This window comes from Xenorhabdus entomophaga, from assembly GCF_037996725.1.
Classification (GTDB): Bacteria; Pseudomonadota; Gammaproteobacteria; order Enterobacterales; family Enterobacteriaceae; genus Xenorhabdus; species Xenorhabdus khoisanae.
Window position 1 is genome coordinate 1 of sequence record NZ_JBBMXH010000016.1, and the last position, 21,069, is coordinate 21,069.

Here is a 21,069-nt window from a genome sequence, read left to right on the forward strand (position 1 = left end):
GTGGATATTGCCCCATTGACTTTTCCCAACGCGTAGGATTTCGCCTGCTCGGTTAACTGGGAGGGGGAAGAGGATAAGATAGCCGTGGCCTGATGAATCTTTTGTACAATGCCCCCCGCTTCCTGATCAATAGTAGCTTGATTATCCCGTTCTTTATCAGCGTGATTTTCATTTGCGGGTCTCTGTAAGAATCTTTTTTTCTCTATGCTACTTTCTTGATTTTTTTCACCCGCTGAAAACGCACTCGTGGGCGTAAAGGGTAAAAAAAGCGAATACAGGAGAACAGAAAACCGAAAAACTTTATGATTTATAGACGAGTCCATATATGAATTCCTCATAAAATATGGGCTGTTGCCAGCGCTTTCGCGTTACACCTTTGATGTTAAATATTTCAGTTTTATGGGGCAGATCTATCTCATTAATCTCAAAAAGATAATATCTCCCATGCCTATATACATTAGGAAAACTTTTACTGTTATGCGTAATAAGAAATTATTATCAATTGATAATAAAAAGTTATTGCTTTATTTTCGCTGGAATTAAGTTGCATTTTTACTGAAATTTTTATGCAGGGTAGGTATTTTTTCAGGAATAATTGTGGCGTATCAGTGGGAGGATATCATTAAACATTAACAAACCCGGGGTTTGATAAATAAAGGGAGCAAGAGGTGGGGAATCCACCTCTGAATTATCATTTAATTAATTTCTGGTTTAAAAAATTGATTATTCACCAGGAAACTCAGCCATGAAACTTTCAGCTTTCTCCACCATTGACTTCGTACCGACAAAGAAAGGGATACGTTGGTGCAGTTTATTTGGCACGATATCCAGAATGCGGTTTGCACCATCACTCGCTTTGCCGCCTGCCTGTTCTGCCAAAAATGCGATCGGATTGCATTCGTACAGTAGGCGTAGTTTTCCTGTTGGATGGCTTGCCGTGCTGGGATAAATATAGATTCCGCCTTTCAGCAGGTTGCGATGGAAATCCGCGACCAGAGAACCGATATAACGGGTAGTGTAAGGGCGTTGAGTTGCTTCATCCTGCTCCTGACAATATTTGATGTACTTTTTCACTCCCATCGGGAACTTGATGTAGTTTCCTTCATTGATGGAGTACATATTGCCTTTTGCTGGAAATTGGACTTTTTCGTGGGTTAGGCAGAAAACGCCAAGAGAAGGATCGTAAGTAAAAGTGTGAACGCCACAACCTGTGGTGTAAACCAACATTGTGGATGAACCATAAACCACATAACCTGCTGCAACTTGACGATTTCCCGGTTGCAGGAAATCCTCTTCAGTGACAGGTTGCCCAATCGGAGTAATTCGATGGTAAATTGAGAAAATAGTCCCGACGGAAACGTTTACATCAATATTCGAAGAACCATCCAGTGGATCCATCAAAACAACATACTTCGCGTTTTCTGCGCGGTCGCCATCAAAAATAACGATCTCGTCTTCTTCTTCGGAAGCAATACCTGCAACTTCTCCGCGTGCTTTGAGGGCTGCCTTGAGTTTTTCGTTGGCGTACAGGTCCAGTTTCATCTGAACTTCACCCTGAACGTTGGATACGCCACTAGTACCTAAAATATCCACCAGACCTGCTTTGTTGATATCCCTGTGAATGATTTTGGCACCTAACTTGATGGCAGACAGTAGTGCTGTCAGTTCACCTGTAGCATGAGGAAAGTCTTGCTGCTTTTCGACGATGAATTCGCCTAATGTTTTCATGACAAAGGCCTTGAATTTGATTGTGGTTTTAGGAAGCGTGCTTCACTTTTGTGTCGCACTCATGCGCGGGCAGTTTAGCTAAAGAATCAAATGATTCATAGGCTATTGCATTTCTAATCTCAGCTTAGATGGTTAGAATAGTGATACAGTTCATGATATTGGGTAGAAATAAATGCGTATTCATATTCTTGGCATCTGCGGTACTTTCATGGGAGGGTTGGCTATCCTTGCTCGTTCACTGGGCCATGAAGTCACTGGATCCGATGCAAATGTATATCCACCAATGAGCACCTTGCTGGAAAAACAGGGTATTGAGCTGATTCAAGGATACGATCCTGCGCAGCTCGATCCTGTGCCAGATATCGTGATCATTGGTAATGCGATGACACGCGGCAATCCCTGTGTGGAAGCAGTGTTGGATCGTGGCATTCCTTATACCTCTGGTCCGCAATGGCTGCATGATTATGTATTGCCGGAACGTTGGGTATTGGCTGTCGCTGGAACCCACGGAAAAACAACAACGGCGGGTATGCTGGCATGGATTCTGGAAGCGTGTGGTTATAAGCCGGGATTTTTGATCGGTGGCGTACCGGGTAATTTTAATGTTTCAGCACAAATCGGTGAAAGCCCATTTTTCGTGATTGAAGCAGATGAATATGACAGCGCCTTTTTTGATAAGCGTTCAAAATTTGTTCATTACAGCCCTCGCACATTGATCATGAACAACCTTGAATTTGATCATGCTGATATTTTCGAAAATCTGGCCGCCATCCAAAAACAATTCCATCATCTTGTCAGAGTAGTTCCGAGCACGGGTAAGATCATTGTTCCCGATAATGACATTAACCTGAAACAGGTACTCTCAATGGGATATTGGAGTGAGTTAGAGCAGCTTGGCGAAACCGGAAACTGGCAGGCGAAAAAAATCAGTCAGGATAGCAGCCATTACCAAGTATTCCATCATGGTGAATGGGTGGGTGAAGTGAACTGGTCATTGGTTGGTGAGCACAATATGCATAATGGATTGATTGCGATTGCAGCCGCCCATCATGTTGGAGTTCAACCTGTGGATGCCTGTCAGGCACTGGGAGAATTTATCAATGCCCGTCGCCGCCTTGAACTGCGTGGAGAAGTCAATCAGATTTCGGTTTATGATGATTTTGCGCATCATCCAACGGCTATCTTAGCCACACTGGAAGCACTGCGAAGTAAAGTAGGCGGAATGGCACGGATCCTTGCCGTATTGGAACCCCGGTCGAATACCATGAAAATGGGGATGAGTAAAAATGATATCGCCCCTTCCATGGGACGTGCCGATGAAGTCTTTCTTTATCAACCCGTCAATATTCCGTGGCAGGTGGTTGAAATTGCTGAACAGTGTATTCAACCCGCTCGTTGGAGCGCTGACATTGATGTTTTGGTTAGGATGATTGTTGAAACGGCGCAGCCGGGCGATCACATCCTGATTATGAGCAACGGTGGATTCGATGGCATCCATGAGAAATTGCTGGCTGAATTAGCGAAGAAAGCAAACGCGGCCTAATCGGGCAGTTCATTGATGTAAGAGGATCGCACCTGTCGGACGATCCTCTTTTAGTCTGCGCTGATATTCGCTGGTTTTATAAGTATGTGACAGTACCAGATTAAAGTTCTTGGTCAAACAGGTTGAGAAGGGCTTCATAGAGCTGTTTTGTCGTGAAGTTTTGTGCTGGTGTGGAGAAAATAGTGTCATCTCCCGCAATACTGCCAAGAATACCTTCTGCTTTACCCAATGAATCTAGCAGGCGTGCAATTAATTGTGCTGCCCCCGGGCTAGTACGTATGACGACAATGCTATGGTTATAATCGACATCTAATACCAGATTTTTTAATGGACTGGTGGCTGTGGGAACGCCCAGTTCTGCCGGCAAACAGTAGACCATTTCCATTTTTACATTACGGGTTCTGACAGCTCCGAATTTCGTCAGCATTCTGGAAACTTTAGATTGGTTGATATTTTCAAACCCTTCGTCCTGAAGTGCTGCAACAATTTCACCTTGAGAGCTGAATTTTTCCTCTTTCAATAATGCCTTGAAAGCTTTTACCAAATCTTCCTGTTTCGAAGGAACACGCATATTTCACCATCGTTGAATCCGTTATAAGGCAGACATTATGCAAAAGAGTGAATTTTTATTCAAGAAAGAGACGAAAAAACCCAAATATAGAGCATAATTGAGTATCCTCTCCTATAGCCATACTGGTTGTCATTTTCAGAAGGTGGCTGCACCAATTGATAGGGCTTAAGGTGGTGTTGTGCTTTAATAAATTCGGACACATTGACAGAAGACAGTTTCGCTCAGGCAGTGCGCAGCCATTGGCGTATTGAAAATAATCTCCATTGGGTATTAAGCTAACCTCATCTTCCATAACCGCCCTTAAGCGGGAGAAATCGTAGCGCAACGCCATCATAGACAGCAAAAAAAAACGTGTTCTAACTGAAAAATAAAGTCAATTAATTTATGCAACGATAAACGGAAAAAAAACAAGGGCTGATATCGGCAGGGTGCTCCTCCCTTGACTCTATTGGGAATAAATATCAAATTGGGCATGAAGACGAAGTGCTTATTCTTTCTTTTGAGCATGAAATAACAAGGATGAGTGACGTTAACCATCGACCCGTATCATTTATTAAGCCAATAGACAAATCCTCTCCTTTACTTGGTGTTGCGATATCGAATAACGAAGAGCTTGAAATTCAGTCATGACAATCATCAGCCCGAAGAAATGGTTTCTATAAGATATGCCAGTATAACATGGCAACATCATGTTGCCGGAACGTCGGGATATAGTTTCTGGGAAGATAGAATCTATTTGGCGCATTACTTTTCAGTTCATTAACGGTGATGCTTACATTTTGAATTATGAGGATTATCACTAATGAGACAGTTTAAAATTTCTCATCCGGGAGAGATTATCGCCAGAGATTTGGCGGATATGGGTGTGAGTGGTCGCCGCTTTGCAATCAATATCGGAGTAACGCCTGCTACTGTATCGCGTTTTCTTGCGGGTAAGACCGCGTTGACCCCGTCGTTAGCAATTCGTATTGCCGCCGCACTGGGAAGCACACCTGAGTTTTGGTTACGCCTCCAAAGTGCTTATGATCTGCGTCAGTTGGAAAATCAAATTGACACGTCCGGGATCGTTTCATACGGCGATCTGGATGAAACGTTGCAAGTCAATTCAGAGCATTAAACAATAATAAATGCGGGGCTGCGACAGCTCTGCATGTGTTGACAGTTATCGCAGCTACCTAGTCACTACTCCAAGAGACGGGAAATTCAACCCGAAGAGATTAACAGTAGGCGTTGTTATCGATACTATTTTAATAGAATCGACGACTGTGGGTGAAATGCTCTCAGAGGAATTTTTAAAGCCACTGAATATTATTCAGGTAAAACTAGGCGAGGCGCTTAATCTTTCCCGTGCGCGTATTGCTGAGATTATCAGAGGGAAACGCGGCAGCTGATGGCTAAGAAAACCAGCGTTAAACTTATTCGAACATTATTGGTGAAATGATTCTGTTTATACGACAAAAAGCAAAAAACCAACTGGAGAGGTTAATACCGCTCGTGCTTAAGCGAGCGGTATTAGCATTAAGCGGGCCTTTTCTTCAATCATCTTCACTGATTAATTTAGTATTAAATTCTTTTTTTATTGGTGATTTAATGTGCTCCATATCCCTAATGTTTTTTTGTACAGCAATGGAACCGAATAAACACAAGAAAAAAGCAATCCCATAAAATCCTTTTTCACTAGGCAGTAAGTCAGCATTAAGCAAACCAATAGCCATTAATGCTATAGAGGCAAAAAAAATGATAATACAAACAATATAATATGCTTGTGTTGTAGGTATATTATCAATTTTATCTCTTACTGTTTTTTGTATTGAAATTGAAGAAAATAACCCTAAAAGGAGTATTGAAAAGTAATATCCTTTTTCATTTAATTGCATATCTGAACGCCAAAGCCCTGCGAGGTAAACACCTATCCCACCAATAACAGCAATCCAAGAAATTAAGTTAAAGGCATTAAATCCTGTAAATTCTTTATCTACCGAAGTGCTATCTTTCACAAAAATTATCTCCATGAGTTAAATTTAAACTATCCTATACCAAAGTGATTAAACTTAGAAACTACTCAGTGTAATTTTTTTATTTCTTATAAAGCAGTGTTATGTTAAAAAGCCTGCTAATGGCAGGCTTCTATTCTTTAAGTTTACTGATTATTTTTCTCTTGAGCCTTTAAATACGATGCTCGGTTAGTTGTTCTATTGATGTAATCGTTGATAGCTGGACTTATGCTGATACCACATAATTTAGCCCAAAGAAGCGTATGTGACATAAAAATATCCGCTAAGGTAAAGTTATTACCTGCAATCCACTCACTGCTCTTATCAAATTTCAGTTGGTTAATTACTTTCTCGGATTCTTTTCTAAAGTAATTAACTAATTCTAAAGAGCGTTTTTCTTCGGGGATAAAAATCAGTTGTTTTAGTAAATTCCAGATTGGAGATTCTAAGTCTGTAAGAGCAAAGCTAAGCCAGGAATTGATGCTTGATTTTTCTTTTAAATCAGTCGAATAAAGGCTTTTTTCTGGGTATTTCTCGCATAAATAAAGACATATCGCTAATGTTTCTTCTATCGATATATCGCCATCCACCATAAAAGGAACTTTTCCTCGAGAATGAGGAGATGTAACGTTAGGGCTATCGTTAAGTAGATCAACTTTTATCGTATCGTACGATACGCCCAGCTCTTCTAATGTCCATAAAACTCTTAATGAGCGACTTTTAGGGAAGGTATATATTTTCATGTGAGATCCGTAACTGGAAATATACAACTAGCATACACACTATAAAATTCAGATACAAATAAGACTGTATTTGTAATGGCTCGCAATTAAAAACAGTCATGCTCTCATTCATCCGGTTTTTTGGCCCATATTAATTGCAACTGAAAATCACCAAAGGCTCATAATATTGACAATTACCGCTAAGAAGACTACGAAATGAGACGTTTTGGCATCTTATAAGAGTTTAAGTGGGGTAATAATTTCAGATACCTCAATATTATGTGATGGACATCCCTTTTTTCAGCGGCAAACAGTATCATTTTTTTCCGATGTACTGAATTCCGGGAGAACATCTTATGAATACGATCAAAGTTTGCCTTAATTAAAACTGAATGATTTATAGTGGTCTTATCACGCATATCACAAAATATTTGTTTTACACCACTATCGACATTTTGAGTGAGAATTACATCTGATAGCCCTTCAATAGCATTTCCTTGTGCAACACTGCCATGCACATATACGCTATTGAAGCATATTTCCTAATTTGGGACTCAGTTGGTTTATCATCTCATCATGTCCTCACATTATGGGATGCCAGCTGATTGTGCTTTTGAGCCTCTTGTTGCTGCTGTTTTCTATTTGTTCCGGGCTTAGCTTTTATCTTAAGTACATCCCGTAGGCTGCAATTCTATCCTACAATAAATGACAGTTTTAAATCCGCATTACTTGATGCTGTCCGAGCCATCAGGCCCAGATTAAATATGTCATTTTTACTGATTTTTCCCAACTATTAAGCTTAGTAAATGTATTGTTAATTAAATTGTATTTTTTATGTGGAAGTGAAGTGTAAGAAGATCAAGCGGACTATTAGTCATATTATTGGAATAATTCTCAAAATAGTGTCCGTTATCTCATTAACAGATAAGCCTTTTGTCTAGAATAAAGTAACTTTGGTGTTCCATCATAAGGCCATTAGGTAGATAATTGGCTGTTAACAGATTGTTTTTAGAACGTAGTGATGAATGGGATTGAGGGTTTGCTTTGCCATCATTTTGTCACTGTAGTGATGATGGAAAAATGAAAGCACTCTCTTGACCAAACAGGTTTAAGTTTTTTTACAGCACTTATTTAAGGAGTATCAGGATGAAAGTTGCAGTTCTCGGTGCAGCCGGTGGTATTGGTCAGGCACTTGCCCTTCTACTCAAGACCCAGCTTCCTTCAGGTTCAGAACTTTCCTTGTATGACATTGCTCCGGTGACTCCGGGTGTGGCAGCCGATCTGAGCCATATCCCAACGGAAGTCAAAGTCACTGGTTTTGCTGGTGAAGATGCAACCCCTGCTTTGGTAGGCGCAGATGTGGTATTGATTTCTGCGGGTGTGGCACGTAAGCCTGGTATGGATCGTTCCGATCTGTTTAATATCAATGCTGGGATCGTTCGTAATCTGGTTCAACAGATTGCTAAAACTGCGCCAAAAGCATTAATCGGAATTATCACTAACCCGGTTAATACCACTGTGGCGATCGCAGCTGAGGTTCTGAAAAAAGAAGGTGTTTACGATAAAAATCGTCTGTTCGGTGTGACAACACTGGATGTCATCCGCTCCAATACTTTTGTTGCTGAACTGAAAGGCAAAAAAGCAGAAGAACTGGAAGTTCCGGTGATTGGTGGGCACTCAGGCGTAACTATTCTGCCACTGCTGTCTCAAATTCCAGGTGTTAGCTTCACTGATGAAGAAATTGAAGCATTGACCAAACGTATCCAGAACGCGGGCACTGAAGTGGTTGAGGCGAAAGCAGGTGGCGGATCGGCAACTCTGTCTATGGGACAGGCAGCGGCACGTTTAGGACTTTCTCTGATCCGTGGTCTGCAAGGCGAAAGCAATGTTATCGAATACAGCTATGTCGAAGGTGACGGTCAATATGCTCGTTTCTTTGCTCAGCCTGTTCGCTTGGGTAAAAATGGTATCGAAGAACATTTAGATATTGGCAAGTTGAGTGCTTTCGAACAGCAGTCATTAGATAACATGCTGGATGTTTTGAATAAAGATATTGAGTTAGGCGAACAATTTATTAATAGTTAATTTATTTAATTCGTAATTTATTAATATACGAATTAAGTTAAATGTATTAGATAACTAAAACCGCTAGTTCGAAAATAACTAGCGGTTTTTCTTTGGATAATTAATTTGATAGCTAATTATTCTTTTTATCTCTGACTTTTCTTTCTAATAGTTCTCCCGTATGTGGATTGAAATAGCGGCTTGGCCATATTTCAGACGGATGTAATTCTAAATAATTCGCTATTATCCATTCTCCCTTGGGCCATGGGCGAGAAAGTGTATTCGCCAAAGTTGATGAGCTTAGACCCGCTTCACGAGAAACAGCTGCCAGTGTCGTTCCACGTTTACGTAAAGCAGCAATAATATCAGCAGGATGCCAATCAGATTTCATAGAAATCATTTTTTTAATCCTTTCCTATTAAATTTGAAGCCACATTAGTGGTATAACTAAAGCGTTAGTGTGAAATTAATAACGAACACGAATCTGTTATTAAGAAAATAAAATAACATTATTTTTTCTAAAAATATTTCTAATTTTTTCTTAATAACTTCTTTTTTGAACTTGGTTACAAAAATAGAGAAACATTATGAAAAAAGAGTGGTATACGGCAATGGAGTTGACCGGTGTAGGCGAGTTACCTAGATCACCACAAGGAGTTAATGCCAGAGCAAAACGTGAAGAATGGTTGAGGCAAAAACGAACAGGTGTTCAAGGAAGGGCGATTGAATACCATTATTCTTGTTTCCCTGAATCAACCTTGGAGGCTTTGGAACTTCATGAAATACCAGCGGAATATCAGATTCAGAAGCAAGATCCTTTATCCATTTGGGTGAGTGCATTTAATTTACTCACCGAGGAAGAAAAGGAGGTAATTACCGAAGTGATATTACGAGATGGCATAAGAAGCTTTTTGGAAAAAATCACAGCTACTTGAGGCAGCTTTTGAAAAGCCAACTGTTTAAAATTTGGCTTTCTCTTCACTGCTCCGGTACAAAGCGAGGAGAAAGAGATGAAAAAAGAATGGTATTCTGCAAAGGAACTCATCAGCCTCGCAGGGCTGCCATCGTCTCCCCAAGGAGTCAACCTGATGGCAAGACGCGAGGGTTGGGAACAACGCCGTAAGCGTGGGGTGCAGGGAAAGGCGCTTGAATATAATGTCAACAGCTTGCCAGAAGAAGTTCTGAATGTACTGACTGTCAGTGAGAATTCGGTCGAGTATTACCGAAATAAACGACAGGACCCGTTTATGATTTGGGTAGAAGCTTATTACCAGCTGACCAAGTCGGAAAGGGAAAGAATAGTTAAATTTATTTTAAGAAAAGGGCTAGCGAGCCTCGTCCAATACGCAATCATTCAAGATATTGATAATAAAGACAGTATCCCAGATTGAACAAGCTGGGATACTGGTTGATTTAAGCTCAGGAAAGTCGTTGTACTGCGACATGGGCTAAACCTATCAGGGCCGCCTTGTATGGAGTGTCTTCCAGTATTTGCAACGCTGAAATTGCCTTATCCGCTTCTTCCTCCGCCCGTTGGCGGGTGTATTTGAGTGAACCACACTGTTTCATTGTTGCCAGTACAGTATCCAGCAAATGGCGGCCATTGCCTTGTTCAATGGCGCTGCGTATCAGTGCCGATTGTTCTGGCGTTCCATGGTTCATGGCGTGCAAAAGCGGCAATGTTGGTTTGCCTTCGTTCAGGTCGTCCCCTGTGTTCTTACCGAGCGTGTTGTTATCAGAATCGTAATCCAGAAGATCATCAATGAGTTGAAACGCAGTGCCAAGATAACGGCCATAATCACGCAAGGCGATTTCTTGCTCTGGAGTTGCATTGGCAAGAATGGCTGCTGAATGCGCAGCAACTTCAAACAGGCGAGCCGTTTTACTGTAGATAACGCGCATATAATCATCTTCGGAAATATCTGGGTCGTTGCAGTTCATCAACTGCATAACTTCACCCTCAGCAATCACATTTGTGGCATCAGACATCAGTTTCAATACGCGCATCGAATCAAGATCGGTCATCATCTGAAATGAGCGCGTATAGATGAAATCTCCCACAAGGACACTGGCTGCATTGCCGTAAATGGCGTTGGCTGTTGCTTTGCCGCGTCGCATGTCAGATTCATCAACGACATCATCATGCAACAAGGTTGCGGTATGGATAAACTCAATTAAAGCGGCGACTTTGATGTGCTTCTCATCTTCGCAATGGAGCGCCTTGCCCGCCAGCACTGCGATCATCGGTCGAATGCGTTTGCCACCACCGCTGATAATGTAGTAACCAAGTTGGTTGATCAACGTAACGTCAGAGCTTAATTGGTTAAGAATGGTTTCATTAACCGCTGCCATGTCATCAGCGGTAAGTTTTATTATCGATTCTAAATTCATGTTTTGGCTTTGGACTCTGATTCAGAGCTGTGCTCATTAATTAGCATATCAATAGATATCAAGATACATCGATTGTACTTGAAAAACCGTTCAAATAAATGACAATTGAAAAACTCCGTTTTTTTCTCATCTGTTCTAATTCTGCACTTGTCTTCCAAACGGTTTTTGCGTAGAATTCGCGCCCTATTGTGAATATTTTATAGCGCGCTCTGGAAAGAATTTTAGGGGGTGCGCGGAAAGCGGAGTTTATATGTACGCAGTTTTCCAAAGTGGTGGTAAACAACACCGAGTAAGCGAAGGCCAAACAATTCGCTTGGAAAAGCTGGACATCGCAACAGGTGAAACTGTTGAGTTTGACCAGGTGCTGATGGTCGTGAATGGTGAAGACATCAAAATCGGCGCTCCAGTAGTTGAAGGCGTTAAAATTAAAGCTGAAGTTGTTACTCACGGTCGTGGCGAGAAAATTAAAATCGTTAAGTTTCGTCGTCGTAAACACAGCCGTAAGCAACAGGGCCACCGTCAGTGGTTCACCGATGTTAAAATCACTGGCATCGCTTAAGATTTTAGGAGAGCAGATTAATGGCACACAAAAAGGCTGGCGGCTCGACTCGTAACGGTCGCGATTCTGAAAGCAAACGTCTGGGTGTAAAACGTTTTGGTGGTGAGTCTGTTTTGGCAGGCAGCATCATCGTTCGTCAACGTGGTACTAAATTCCACGCAGGCAACAACGTAGGTTGTGGCCGTGACCACACCCTGTTCGCATTAGCTGACGGGAAAATTAAATTCGAAGTTAAAGGTCCAAAAAACCGTAAATTTATCAGCATCGAAGCTGAATAAGTTTTTTGAATCTTAATCGAATCGGAAGCCCTGCAATGCGTTGCAGGGCTTTTTATATTCTGGATTACGCCATCTCTGGGTACTAGCTGCCATCCAGCTTTACAGTGGCTATCCTACGGAGAAAAATGATGAAATTTGTAGATGAAGCCAGGATACTGGTTGTAGCGGGAGATGGTGGCAATGGTTGCGTCAGCTTCCGTCGTGAGAAATATATTCCAAAAGGTGGGCCGGACGGCGGTGATGGTGGTGATGGCGGTGACGTTTATTTGCTGGCAGATGAAAACCTCAATACGCTGATTGACTACCGTTTTGAAAAATCCTTCCGTGCTGAACGTGGTCAAAATGGACAAAGCCGCGATTGTACAGGTAAACGCGGTCAGGATATTACCATCAAGGTTCCAGTCGGAACCCGCGTGCGTGACATTGCCACAGGCGAAGTGCTTGGAGACATGCTGCACCATGAACAGAGTTTTATGGTTGCAAAAGGCGGTTTCCATGGTCTTGGCAATACCCGCTTTAAATCTTCTGTAAACCGTGCTCCTCGTCAAAGAACAATGGGAACTCCGGGTGAAAGCCGTGAACTGATGCTGGAGCTGATGCTGTTGGCTGATGTGGGCATGCTGGGGATGCCAAACGCAGGTAAATCCACCTTTATTCGTGCTGTTTCGGCAGCTAAACCCAAAGTAGCCGATTATCCATTTACAACACTGGTTCCAAGCCTTGGCGTTGTGCGCATGGATAGCGAGCAAAGCTTTGTGGTAGCAGATATTCCGGGTTTGATTGAAGGTGCATCAGAAGGCGCTGGTTTAGGTATTCGCTTCCTGAAGCATCTGGAACGTTGCCGCGTATTGCTGCACTTGATTGATCTCTGTCCGATCGATGAGTCTGCTCCGATTGAAAATGCGCGTATCATCATCAAAGAGCTGCATAAGTACAGTGAAAAACTGGCAGAAAAACCGCGCTGGTTGGTATTCAACAAAGTTGATCTGACGGACCCAGAAAACGCTAAGCAGCGGGCTAAAGCCATTGCTGATGAACTTGGTTGGGAAGGTGATTATTACATGATCTCAGCCGTGAACCGTCAGGGTGTGAAAGAGCTTTGTTGGGATATTATGGAATTTATGAAAACCCAGCCTCGTAGCTTAGAAGCGTCGGAAGAATCCCAACCTGAAAAAGTTGAATTCATGTGGGATGATTACCACAAGGAACAGTTACAGCAATCATCATCTGATGATGATTTGGATGATGACTGGGACGAAGAAGACGACGAAGGTATTGAGTTTATCTATAAACACTAGTCTTCATATCTGATGTTCGAACATGTCAAAAGGGCGCTGTTTTTCGCGCCCTTTTTCGTTTGATCAATGGCTCAGGTATAACGACTTATATAAATGATTTTCGAAACGCGCTAATGGAACACGGCGGGTTCGTTGATTGTCGGGAGAAACGGAGTAAGCAGAAATAAATTGGACGAAAGCGATTTGCTGCCCACTGGCGGCGGTCATGAATCCTGCCAGATTATAAACCCCTTGCAATGAACCTGTTTTGGCGAATACCTTACCATCCAGCCCTGCTTCATGCAGACCGGGGCGATAAGCCAGAGTACCATCATAGCCAGCTTTAGGCAGCATGGAGATGAAATCTAATTCATTATCGTGTTGGGCAATAAATTGTAAGATCTCCATCATGGTTGCAGGCTTAATTAAATTATGGCGAGAAAGGCCGGAACCATCCACCATGACAGTATTGCCTAAATCAATGCCGGCTTTTTGTTTCAAAATCTGACGAACTGCGTCAGAGCCAGAACGCCATGTTCCCGGAACGTTAAAATAGCGATGGCCAAGGGTACGGAAAAGGGTATCAGCAATCATGTTGTCTGACTTTTTCAACATGATTGAAAGCATGTTGTGCAATGGTATTGATCGATTCAGGGCGAGAATTTTTTCTGGCCGTTGAGGAATTGACTGGCGTCGTATAGCACCGTTTAACTCAATACCGGCAATACTCAATTCATTTTTCAGAATCGCACCCGCATAACTTGCACCATTTTGAACGGCGAATGCTAATGGGAGAGGCTCATCACGTTGAGTCAGGCAGCCGGTGAGAGTATATCGATTTAGGTCACCTGAAGTGACGTCCAGTTCACAGTATTTTGCTTCTGGCGAGCCTTTGGCTAATGTTTTTACTTCACTGAAAACATTAACAGGGTAAAAAGAGGGGATACGGACAGATGCCAGTCCGCCGGGTTTCTCTGAACTGTAAAGTGAAACTGAAAAACAGTTTTTATCCACAATTGCAGCGGATGGAGGGGAACTGAAACACTGGGTCATATCATTCCATACCCAGCCGGGCGCTTTATCATGGCTGGCGAAAATGGAAACATCTATGATGAGGTCGCCATTAATCTGTTTGATACCTGATTGTTTTAAAGTTTCGACCATGTTGCGCAGTTGCGAGCGCGTTAGCATCGGGTCACCTACAAAACGGGCGGTCAGGTTACCTTCTAAGATGCCATTCGAGATACTGGCATCACTTTCCAGTGTGGTGTTAAAACGGTAATCCTTACCAAGTTGTAGCAGAGCTGCCAACGCCGTCACAATTTTTTGTGTGCTTGCCGGTAATGCCATTTGTTGCCCATGATAATCAACTAATGGCGTTTTTGAGCTGACTTTTTGGGCAATAAATGAGAAATGAGTTCCCATCGGCAAATACTGAGTATTTTCCTCAATTGAAGAAGCATTTGCACTGAAAACATTCAGGCTCAAACTGAGCATACAAGCTATTCTGCTGGTAATTTTTAAAAGAGCCATAGATCTCGCATATGAAGTTGGATGTATTCCAAGAATATTCGTACTAATAATACTAAGGTGCAATTTAAGGAAAAGTAAACGATGATCCATCATCAACTCTACGTTAGAATGATAGATTAGTAGTTAAAATATGCATGTGAACTTCAGATTATGCTGGGTTTACACTCCTTTTATTGTCTGGAGGCCCCGCCTGATAGGGTGTGCTCATTGTGCTGTTATTACAAAAAATCAGGAAGATGTGTTTGGGCTTAGGATTGATTTAGAGGTTTGATAAATGAAACAAATTCCGATGACGGTACGTGGCGCGGATAAATTGCGCGAAGAATTAGAACATTTGAAAACTGTACGTCGCCCTCAAATTATTACTGCAATCGCCGATGCGCGTGAGCATGGTGATTTGAAAGAAAATGCGGAATATCATGCCGCTCGTGAGCAGCAGGGTTTCTGTGAAGGCCGTATTCAGGAAATTGAGGCCAAACTTTCTAATGCTCAGGTGATTGATGTCACGAAGATGACTAACAATGGTCGGGTGATCTTTGGGGCAACGGTAAAGGTACTGAATGTGGATTCAGATGAAGAGCAAACTTACCGTATCGTGGGTGATGACGAGGCGAATATCAAAGAAAATCTGCTTTCTGTGAATTCACCTATTGCCCGTGGCTTGATTGGCAAAGAAGTGGATGATGCTGTTGTTATCACCACGCCAGGCGGCCAGGTGGAATACGAAGTTTTGAATGTGGATTACATCTGATAAATACCATGGTAATCGGCTATTACGTTTACATGGAATAAAAAAGGCCAGACTTGGCCTTTTTTATCATGATAAAGAAATAGCTTACTATGGCATTTTTGTATAAATATGCCGTGATTATTTAGGTAGACTAATCTTGCGTTCTTTTGATGGACGGTAGAGAACTAGAATTTTTCCTATAATTTGCACATTATGTGCACCAGTTTCACGAACAATCGCTTCAGCGATCAAAGTTTTTACTTCGCGGTCTTCGCCTGCAACTTTGACTTTGATAAGCTCGTGATGCGAAAGAGTTTGTTCGATTTCAGCTAATACGCCTTCGGTCAACCCATTGTTGCCGATCATAACAACAGGCTTTAATGAATGAGCGAGACTTTTCAGGAATTGAACTTGTTTTTTGTTAAGAGTCATCGTTTTTTGCTTAGTTGGGATTGAAAACGACATATTCTACCGCCATCTCATATCTATCACCATAAATAGTGTGGTGTGGTTTGATAAGAGAGCGCAAAAAAGTAAGGCTTTTTTTTAGTATAGTTGGAAAGAACAATGGCCAATAAAAAACGCTCAGCAAGCTCAAGTCGCTGGTTACAGGAACATTTTAGTGATAAATATGTTCTGCAGGCACAGAAAAAAGGGCTTCGCTCTCGCGCTTGGTTTAAACTTGATGAGATACAGCAAAGCGACAAAATCTTTAAACCGGGCATGACCGTTGTTGATTTAGGTGCTGCTCCGGGTGGGTGGTCTCAATACGTAGTCAGTCAGATTGGCAATAACGGGCGAGTGATTGCCTGTGATCTTTTGCCGATGGATCCGATAGTTGGGGTCGATTTCCTTCAGGGAGATTTTCGTGATGAACTTGTATTGAAAACATTGCTTGAAAGAGTTGGTGATAATAAAGTCCAGGTCGTCATGTCGGATATGGCTCCCAATATGAGTGGAACCCCCGCGGTCGATATCCCCCGATCCATGTATCTGATTGAGTTAGCGTTGGATATGTGTCGTGATGTGCTGGCCCCTGGGGGCAGTTTTATTGTCAAAGTGTTTCAGGGAGAGGGCTTTGATGAATACCTGAGGGAAATACGCTCCCTTTTTACGAAGATAAAAATTCGTAAACCAGAAGCTTCGCGGGCACGATCACGTGAAGTATACATTGTAGCGACAGGGCGGAAAGTGTAGTACCCTGACTACTATTTGTTAACACAGTTGTAATATGAGGTTAATCCCTTGAGTGACATGGCGAAAAACCTGATTCTCTGGTTAGTCATCGCAGTTGTCTTGATGTTATTGTTCCAGAGTTTTGGTCCCAGCGATTCCAGTGGTCGTAGGGTTGATTACTCTAGTTTCATCAATGAAATATCGCAGAATCAAGTAAGCGAAGTACGTATTTCGGGTCGTGACATTGATTTCACTAAGAAAGACAACGGTGGAAAATACAGCACTTATATGCCAATTCCGGATGAAAAGCTGCTGGATACCCTACTCAATAAACAGGTAAAAGTTGTTGGCGAACCACCAGAACAACAAGGCCTGTTAGCAACCCTCTTTATTTCATGGTTCCCAATGCTACTGCTGATTGGCGTCTGGATCTTCTTTATGCGCCAGATGCAAGGTGGTGGCGGTAAAGGGGCGATGTCTTTTGGTAAAAGCAAAGCCCGTATGTTGACCGAAGACCAAATCAAAACCACATTTGCCGATGTTGCTGGTTGTGACGAAGCAAAAGAAGAAGTAGGTGAATTGGTTGAATACCTGCGTGAACCTGGTCGTTTCCAAAAACTGGGTGGTAAGATCCCGAAAGGTATCTTGATGGTTGGCCCGCCGGGTACGGGTAAGACGCTGTTGGCTAAAGCTATCGCGGGTGAGGCGAAAGTGCCTTTCTTTACCATCTCTGGTTCTGACTTCGTTGAAATGTTTGTTGGTGTGGGGGCTTCCCGTGTTCGTGATATGTTTGAACAAGCGAAGAAAGCTGCACCTTGCATCATCTTTATCGACGAAATTGATGCAGTAGGACGTCAGCGTGGTGCTGGTTTAGGTGGCGGACACGATGAACGTGAACAGACACTTAACCAGATGCTGGTTGAAATGGATGGTTTCGAAGGTAACGAAGGTATTATCGTTATCGCAGCAACTAACCGTCCTGATGTACTTGACCCTGCATTGTTACGTCCGGGCCGTTTTGACCGTCAGGTCGTTGTTGGTCTGCCGGATGTACGTGGCCGTGAGCAAATTCTGAAAGTTCATATGCGTCGTATCCCTTTGGATACTGATATTGACGCATCTATCATTGCTCGTGGCACACCGGGTTTCTCTGGTGCGGATTTGGCCAACCTTGTGAACGAAGCCGCTCTGTTTGCTGCTCGTGGTAACAAGCGCGTTGTTTCTATGGTTGAGTTCGAAAAAGCCAAAGACAAGATCATGATGGGCGCGGAACGCCGTTCAATGGTAATGACGGAAGAACAGAAAGAATCCACGGCATATCATGAAGCAGGCCATGCCATCATCGGCCGCTTGGTGCCAGAGCACGATCCTGTTCATAAAGTTACGATTATCCCTCGTGGTCGTGCGTTAGGTGTGACGTTCTTCTTACCAGAAGGCGATCAAATCAGCGCCAGCCGCCAGAAATTGGAAAGCCAGATTTCAACCTTATACGGCGGGCGTTTAGCCGAAGAAATTATCTATGGTGTAGACAGCGTTTCTACTGGCGCATCCAATGATATTAAAGTGGCAACATCCATTGCGCGTAACATGGTGACACAATGGGGTTTCTCAGAAAAACTGGGGCCATTGCTGTATGCGGAAGAAGAAGGTGAAGTTTTCCTCGGTCGTTCAGTTGCTAAAGCGAAACATATGTCTGAAGACACTGCGCGTTTAATTGATCAGGAAGTGAAAGCTATCGTCGATCGTAACTATATACGTGCACGTCAGATTCTGATGGATAATTTGGATGTTCTTCACTCAATGAAAGATGCATTGATGAAGTATGAAACCATTGATGCCCCTCAGATTGATGACTTGATGAATCGAACAGCAGTACGTCCGCCGGCAGGTTGGGAAGGTGGAAATAATGGTGGTAATAACAACCATACTCCATCATCTCCGCAACAAACTGCGAAACCTGCGGATGACAATCCAACTGCATAACGAGGTGAACGATCTTATCAAACCAAGGGTAATGACAAATTATTGCCCTTGGATTTGACGGACTGTACTTCTTAAATTAAACCCCAGGTTCCGCCTGGGGTTTTGACATTAAGGCCCCCTAGCGATGAAACTGACAGCCAGAGGCAGTGTCCTCGATCTCTCTTGCCCACAAGTGATGGGAATTCTGAATGTGACTCCTGATTCTTTCTCTGATGGCGGAACCCATAATACTGTTGATACGGCACTGAGACATGCCGCTCAAATGATTGAGGATGGTGCAACCATTATTGATGTGGGAGGAGAATCGACACGCCCTGGCGCAGATGAGGTGAGTGAACAAGAAGAGCTGGATCGCGTTATTCCGGTGATTGAGGCACTGGCACAGCGCTTTGATGCCTGGATTTCTGTAGACACTTCAAAAGCTGTCGTTATGAAGGAATCAGCCAAAGCCGGAACTCATATCATCAACGATATTCGGGCGTTGCAGGAGCCGGGGGCACTTGATGCGGCGGCACAAACCGGGTTGCCGATCTGCTTGATGCATATGCAGGGGCAACCACGCTCGATGCAGGCTGAACCTCATTATGAAGATGTCTTATCGGAAGTAAAAACATTCCTGAACGGCCAAATTGAGCTTTGTATTGCGGCGGGAATCGCAAAAAACAACCTGATTCTTGATCCTGGCTTCGGTTTTGGTAAGAACTTATCGCATAATTATCAGCTATTGGCTCATTTGCAGGAATTCCATCATTTGGGCTTGCCGGTTCTGGCAGGAATGTCACGTAAATCGATGATTGGTCAATTACTTCATGTCCTACCGCAGGAGCGTGTGACAGGAAGTGTTGCTTGTGCTGTGATTGCAGCCATGCAAGGCGCCCAAATTATTCGTGTGCATGATGTAAAAGAAACCGTACAGGCAATGCAAATTGTTCAGGCAACACTGTCTGCACGGAACACGACGTCAGTAAAAAACACGATGTCAGCAAAAAACACGCTGTGAGCAAAGAATACGTTCAGCAAAGGAAAATAACTTTATGAGTAGCCGTAAATATTTTGGTACTGACGGTATCCGTGGCAAAGTGGGCAATACCCCAATTACCCCTGACTTTGTCTTGAAACTTGGTTGGGCTGCGGGAAAAGTCTTGGCCCGCCATGGTTCACGCAAAATTATCATTGGTAAAGATACCCGAATATCAGGCTATATGCTGGAGTCAGCGCTGGAAGCAGGGTTGGCCGCAGCGGGTTTATCAGCATCTTTTACTGGCCCTATGCCGACACCTGCCGTGGCATATCTGACACGTACTTTCCGTGCAGAAGCTGGAATTGTCATTTCTGCTTCCCACAATCCTTACTATGATAACGGCATTAAATTCTTTTCCATTGACGGGACTAAGCTGCCTGATGATGTTGAAGAAGCGATTGAAGCCGAAATGGAGAAACCACTGACGTGTGTGGAATCTGCCGAGCTGGGACGAGCAAATAGGATTGTTGATGCGGCGGGTCGCTATATTGAATTTTGTAAGGGTACATTCCCTAGCGAACAAAGCCTGAATGGACTAAAAATCGTGCTGGATTGTGCAAACGGCGCGACTTATCACATTGCGCCAAATGTGCTCAGAGAGTTGGGAGCGGATGTTATTACCATCGGTTGTGAACCGAACGGCATCAATATCAATGAAGAGTGTGGCGCGACAGATGTTCGCTTACTGCAAAAGTGCGTGTTGGAAGAACAGGCTGACGTTGGTCTGGCATTTGACGGCGATGGCGATCGCATCATTATGGTCGATCATTTGGGCCATAAAGTTGATGGCGACCAGATTCTTTACATCATCGCACGCGAAGCATTGAGACAAGGCCAGTTGCGGGGCGGTGCCGTAGGTACGTTGATGAGTAATATGGGGCTGGAGTTGGCACTGAAACAGCTTGGCATCCCGTTTGAACGTGCGAAAGTCGGTGATCGCTATGTATTGGAAAAGCTACAGGAAAAAGGCTGGCGTTTGGGCGCAGAAAATTCAGGCCATGTTATTTTGCTGGATAAAACCACAACAGGTGATGGTATTGTCGCCGGGTTGCAAGTACTGAGCGCAATGGTACGCAATAACATGAGCCTGTATGACCTGTGCAGCGGTATGAAGCTTCTGCCTCAAATTTTGGTTAATGTTCGTTTTACGGGGAATACCGATCCTCTGCAATCAGAACCTGTGCTTGAAGCTGTGAAATCAGTTGAGACTGAATTAAATGGTCAGGGTCGTGTTCTGCTGCGTAAATCAGGAACAGAGCCGTTAATCCGCGTGATGGTGGAAGGCGAAGATGAAGAACAGGTCACAGCATTAGCGCATCGTATTGCGGATGCCGTGAAAAAAATGGGGTAATTTGTTGATTTTTTCTTCGATCAGAGCCAGTATTTAAAATTAACCTTGCTTGTCTTAAACGCTTTGGTTAGTATTCAAACCCGCTCAATAAGTTAATTTTTCTAATTTTGTGAGCGGGTGATGCAGTGTGGCGTCGCTATGAAATTGC

23 protein-coding genes and 2 pseudogenes are annotated in these 21,069 nt (G+C 43.2%); 16 read left to right on the forward strand and 9 right to left on the reverse strand.

Translation table 11 applies throughout. The features are described from left to right. Together AAC854_RS05090 and fbp are read right to left on the reverse strand one after the other, a co-directional pair. Positions 1-323, reverse strand: a 323-nt coding sequence (locus tag AAC854_RS05090) for a hypothetical protein (protein WP_340616163.1), incomplete at its 3' end; no start/stop codon positions are given. 400 nt (positions 324-723) lie between these two features. Next, on the reverse strand, positions 724-1,728 hold the full coding sequence (gene fbp / locus AAC854_RS05095) for a class 1 fructose-bisphosphatase (RefSeq protein WP_340616165.1): 1,005 nt from the start codon (positions 1,726-1,728) through the stop codon (positions 724-726). A gap of 172 nt (positions 1,729-1,900) precedes the next feature. On the opposite strand from fbp, the gene mpl reads away from it, so the two are divergent. Next, positions 1,901-3,271, forward strand: coding sequence for a UDP-N-acetylmuramate:L-alanyl-gamma-D-glutamyl-meso-diaminopimelate ligase (gene mpl / locus AAC854_RS05100; protein WP_340616166.1), 1,371 nt, complete (start codon positions 1,901-1,903; stop codon positions 3,269-3,271). Between the two features lie 100 nt (positions 3,272-3,371). On the opposite strand, the gene argR is transcribed toward mpl, so the two are convergent. Beyond that, complete coding sequence (gene argR / locus AAC854_RS05105; RefSeq protein ID WP_047962401.1) at positions 3,372-3,842, reverse strand: transcriptional regulator ArgR; 471 nt, start codon at positions 3,840-3,842, stop codon at positions 3,372-3,374. A gap of 380 nt (positions 3,843-4,222) precedes the next feature. On the opposite strand from argR, the pseudogene tssD reads away from it, so the two are divergent. The 4 genes and pseudogenes from tssD (at position 4,223) to AAC854_RS05120 (ending at position 5,233) form a co-directional block, all read left to right on the forward strand. Further along, positions 4,223-4,605: pseudogene (gene tssD / locus AAC854_RS05110) on the forward strand (type VI secretion system tube protein TssD). Then, positions 4,577-4,645, forward strand: a pseudogene (locus AAC854_RS24215) (type II toxin-antitoxin system RelE/ParE family toxin); the annotation flags it as partial. The pseudogenes tssD and AAC854_RS24215, both read left to right, overlap by 29 nt. Next, complete coding sequence (locus AAC854_RS05115; RefSeq protein WP_340616167.1) at positions 4,645-4,959, forward strand: HigA family addiction module antitoxin; 315 nt, start codon at positions 4,645-4,647, stop codon at positions 4,957-4,959. The pseudogene AAC854_RS24215 and the gene AAC854_RS05115, both read left to right, overlap by 1 nt. Positions 4,960-4,969: 10 nt before the next feature. Beyond that, positions 4,970-5,233, forward strand: a complete 264-nt coding sequence (locus AAC854_RS05120; protein ID WP_340616168.1) for a helix-turn-helix domain-containing protein — start codon at positions 4,970-4,972, stop codon at positions 5,231-5,233. A gap of 144 nt (positions 5,234-5,377) precedes the next feature. Here AAC854_RS05120 and yiaA read toward each other — a convergent pair whose 3' ends face one another. Both yiaA and AAC854_RS05130 read right to left on the reverse strand, forming a co-directional pair. Further along, positions 5,378-5,839, reverse strand: coding sequence for an inner membrane protein YiaA (gene yiaA / locus AAC854_RS05125; protein WP_340616169.1), 462 nt, complete (start codon positions 5,837-5,839; stop codon positions 5,378-5,380). A gap of 143 nt (positions 5,840-5,982) precedes the next feature. Next, positions 5,983-6,579: a glutathione S-transferase family protein gene (locus AAC854_RS05130; protein WP_340616170.1), complete on the reverse strand. Its 597-nt coding sequence runs from the start codon at positions 6,577-6,579 to the stop codon at positions 5,983-5,985. Positions 6,580-7,704: 1,125 nt separating this feature from the next. Here AAC854_RS05130 and mdh point away from each other — a divergent pair. Beyond that, on the forward strand, positions 7,705-8,643 hold the full coding sequence (gene mdh, locus AAC854_RS05135) for a malate dehydrogenase (protein ID WP_340616171.1): 939 nt from the start codon (positions 7,705-7,707) through the stop codon (positions 8,641-8,643). 112 nt (positions 8,644-8,755) lie between these two features. Here mdh and AAC854_RS05140 read toward each other — a convergent pair whose 3' ends face one another. Then, complete coding sequence (locus tag AAC854_RS05140; protein WP_047962399.1) at positions 8,756-9,022, reverse strand: helix-turn-helix domain-containing protein; 267 nt, start codon at positions 9,020-9,022, stop codon at positions 8,756-8,758. Positions 9,023-9,209: 187 nt separating this feature from the next. On the opposite strand from AAC854_RS05140, the gene AAC854_RS05145 reads away from it, so the two are divergent. Both AAC854_RS05145 and AAC854_RS05150 read left to right on the forward strand, forming a co-directional pair. Further along, complete coding sequence (locus AAC854_RS05145; protein WP_340616172.1) at positions 9,210-9,557, forward strand: DNA-binding protein; 348 nt, start codon at positions 9,210-9,212, stop codon at positions 9,555-9,557. A 75-nt stretch (positions 9,558-9,632) separates the two neighbouring features. After that, positions 9,633-10,013: a DNA-binding protein gene (locus AAC854_RS05150; RefSeq protein ID WP_047962397.1), complete on the forward strand. Its 381-nt coding sequence runs from the start codon at positions 9,633-9,635 to the stop codon at positions 10,011-10,013. A gap of 28 nt (positions 10,014-10,041) precedes the next feature. Here AAC854_RS05150 and ispB read toward each other — a convergent pair whose 3' ends face one another. Next, positions 10,042-11,013, reverse strand: coding sequence for an octaprenyl diphosphate synthase (gene ispB, locus AAC854_RS05155; protein ID WP_340616173.1), 972 nt, complete (start codon positions 11,011-11,013; stop codon positions 10,042-10,044). A gap of 250 nt (positions 11,014-11,263) precedes the next feature. On the opposite strand from ispB, the gene rplU reads away from it, so the two are divergent. The 3 genes from rplU to cgtA all read left to right on the forward strand — a co-directional run bounded on the left by rplU (position 11,264) and on the right by cgtA (position 13,148). Next, positions 11,264-11,572: a 50S ribosomal protein L21 gene (rplU, locus tag AAC854_RS05160; RefSeq protein ID WP_047962395.1), complete on the forward strand. Its 309-nt coding sequence runs from the start codon at positions 11,264-11,266 to the stop codon at positions 11,570-11,572. 20 nt (positions 11,573-11,592) lie between these two features. Further along, entirely contained in the window at positions 11,593-11,850 is a 258-nt protein-coding gene (gene rpmA, locus AAC854_RS05165; protein ID WP_010845218.1) for a 50S ribosomal protein L27, read from the forward strand. Positions 11,851-11,978: 128 nt separating this feature from the next. Further along, positions 11,979-13,148: an Obg family GTPase CgtA gene (gene cgtA / locus AAC854_RS05170; protein ID WP_340616208.1), complete on the forward strand. Its 1,170-nt coding sequence runs from the start codon at positions 11,979-11,981 to the stop codon at positions 13,146-13,148. A 63-nt stretch (positions 13,149-13,211) separates the two neighbouring features. Here cgtA and dacB read toward each other — a convergent pair whose 3' ends face one another. After that, entirely contained in the window at positions 13,212-14,660 is a 1,449-nt protein-coding gene (gene dacB / locus AAC854_RS05175) for a serine-type D-Ala-D-Ala carboxypeptidase (protein WP_340616174.1), read from the reverse strand. Positions 14,661-14,934: 274 nt separating this feature from the next. Here dacB and greA point away from each other — a divergent pair, with 274 nt between their 5' ends. Continuing rightward, a complete protein-coding gene (gene greA / locus AAC854_RS05180) occupies positions 14,935-15,411 on the forward strand; it encodes a transcription elongation factor GreA (protein ID WP_340616175.1) in 477 nt (158 codons plus the stop codon). Between the two features lie 117 nt (positions 15,412-15,528). Here greA and yhbY read toward each other — a convergent pair whose 3' ends face one another. Next, complete coding sequence (yhbY, locus tag AAC854_RS05185; RefSeq protein WP_340616209.1) at positions 15,529-15,822, reverse strand: ribosome assembly RNA-binding protein YhbY; 294 nt, start codon at positions 15,820-15,822, stop codon at positions 15,529-15,531. Positions 15,823-15,957: 135 nt separating this feature from the next. Between yhbY and rlmE the strand changes: the two genes are divergently transcribed. The 4 genes from rlmE to glmM all read left to right on the forward strand — a co-directional run bounded on the left by rlmE (position 15,958) and on the right by glmM (position 20,921). Next, on the forward strand, positions 15,958-16,587 hold the full coding sequence (gene rlmE / locus AAC854_RS05190) for a 23S rRNA (uridine(2552)-2'-O)-methyltransferase RlmE (protein WP_047962391.1): 630 nt from the start codon (positions 15,958-15,960) through the stop codon (positions 16,585-16,587). A 48-nt stretch (positions 16,588-16,635) separates the two neighbouring features. Next, complete coding sequence (gene ftsH, locus AAC854_RS05195; RefSeq protein WP_273547731.1) at positions 16,636-18,549, forward strand: ATP-dependent zinc metalloprotease FtsH; 1,914 nt, start codon at positions 16,636-16,638, stop codon at positions 18,547-18,549. Between the two features lie 124 nt (positions 18,550-18,673). Next, the gene (gene folP, locus AAC854_RS05200) at positions 18,674-19,549 is read left to right on the forward strand and encodes a dihydropteroate synthase (protein ID WP_340616177.1); all 876 of its coding nucleotides are present in this window, start codon (positions 18,674-18,676) and stop codon (positions 19,547-19,549) included. Positions 19,550-19,583: 34 nt separating this feature from the next. After that, positions 19,584-20,921 carry a phosphoglucosamine mutase gene (gene glmM, locus AAC854_RS05205; protein ID WP_340616178.1) on the forward strand — a complete coding sequence of 446 codons (1,338 nt, stop codon included), beginning with the start codon at positions 19,584-19,586 and terminating at the stop codon, positions 20,919-20,921. Positions 20,922-21,069: the final 148 nt, after the last annotated feature.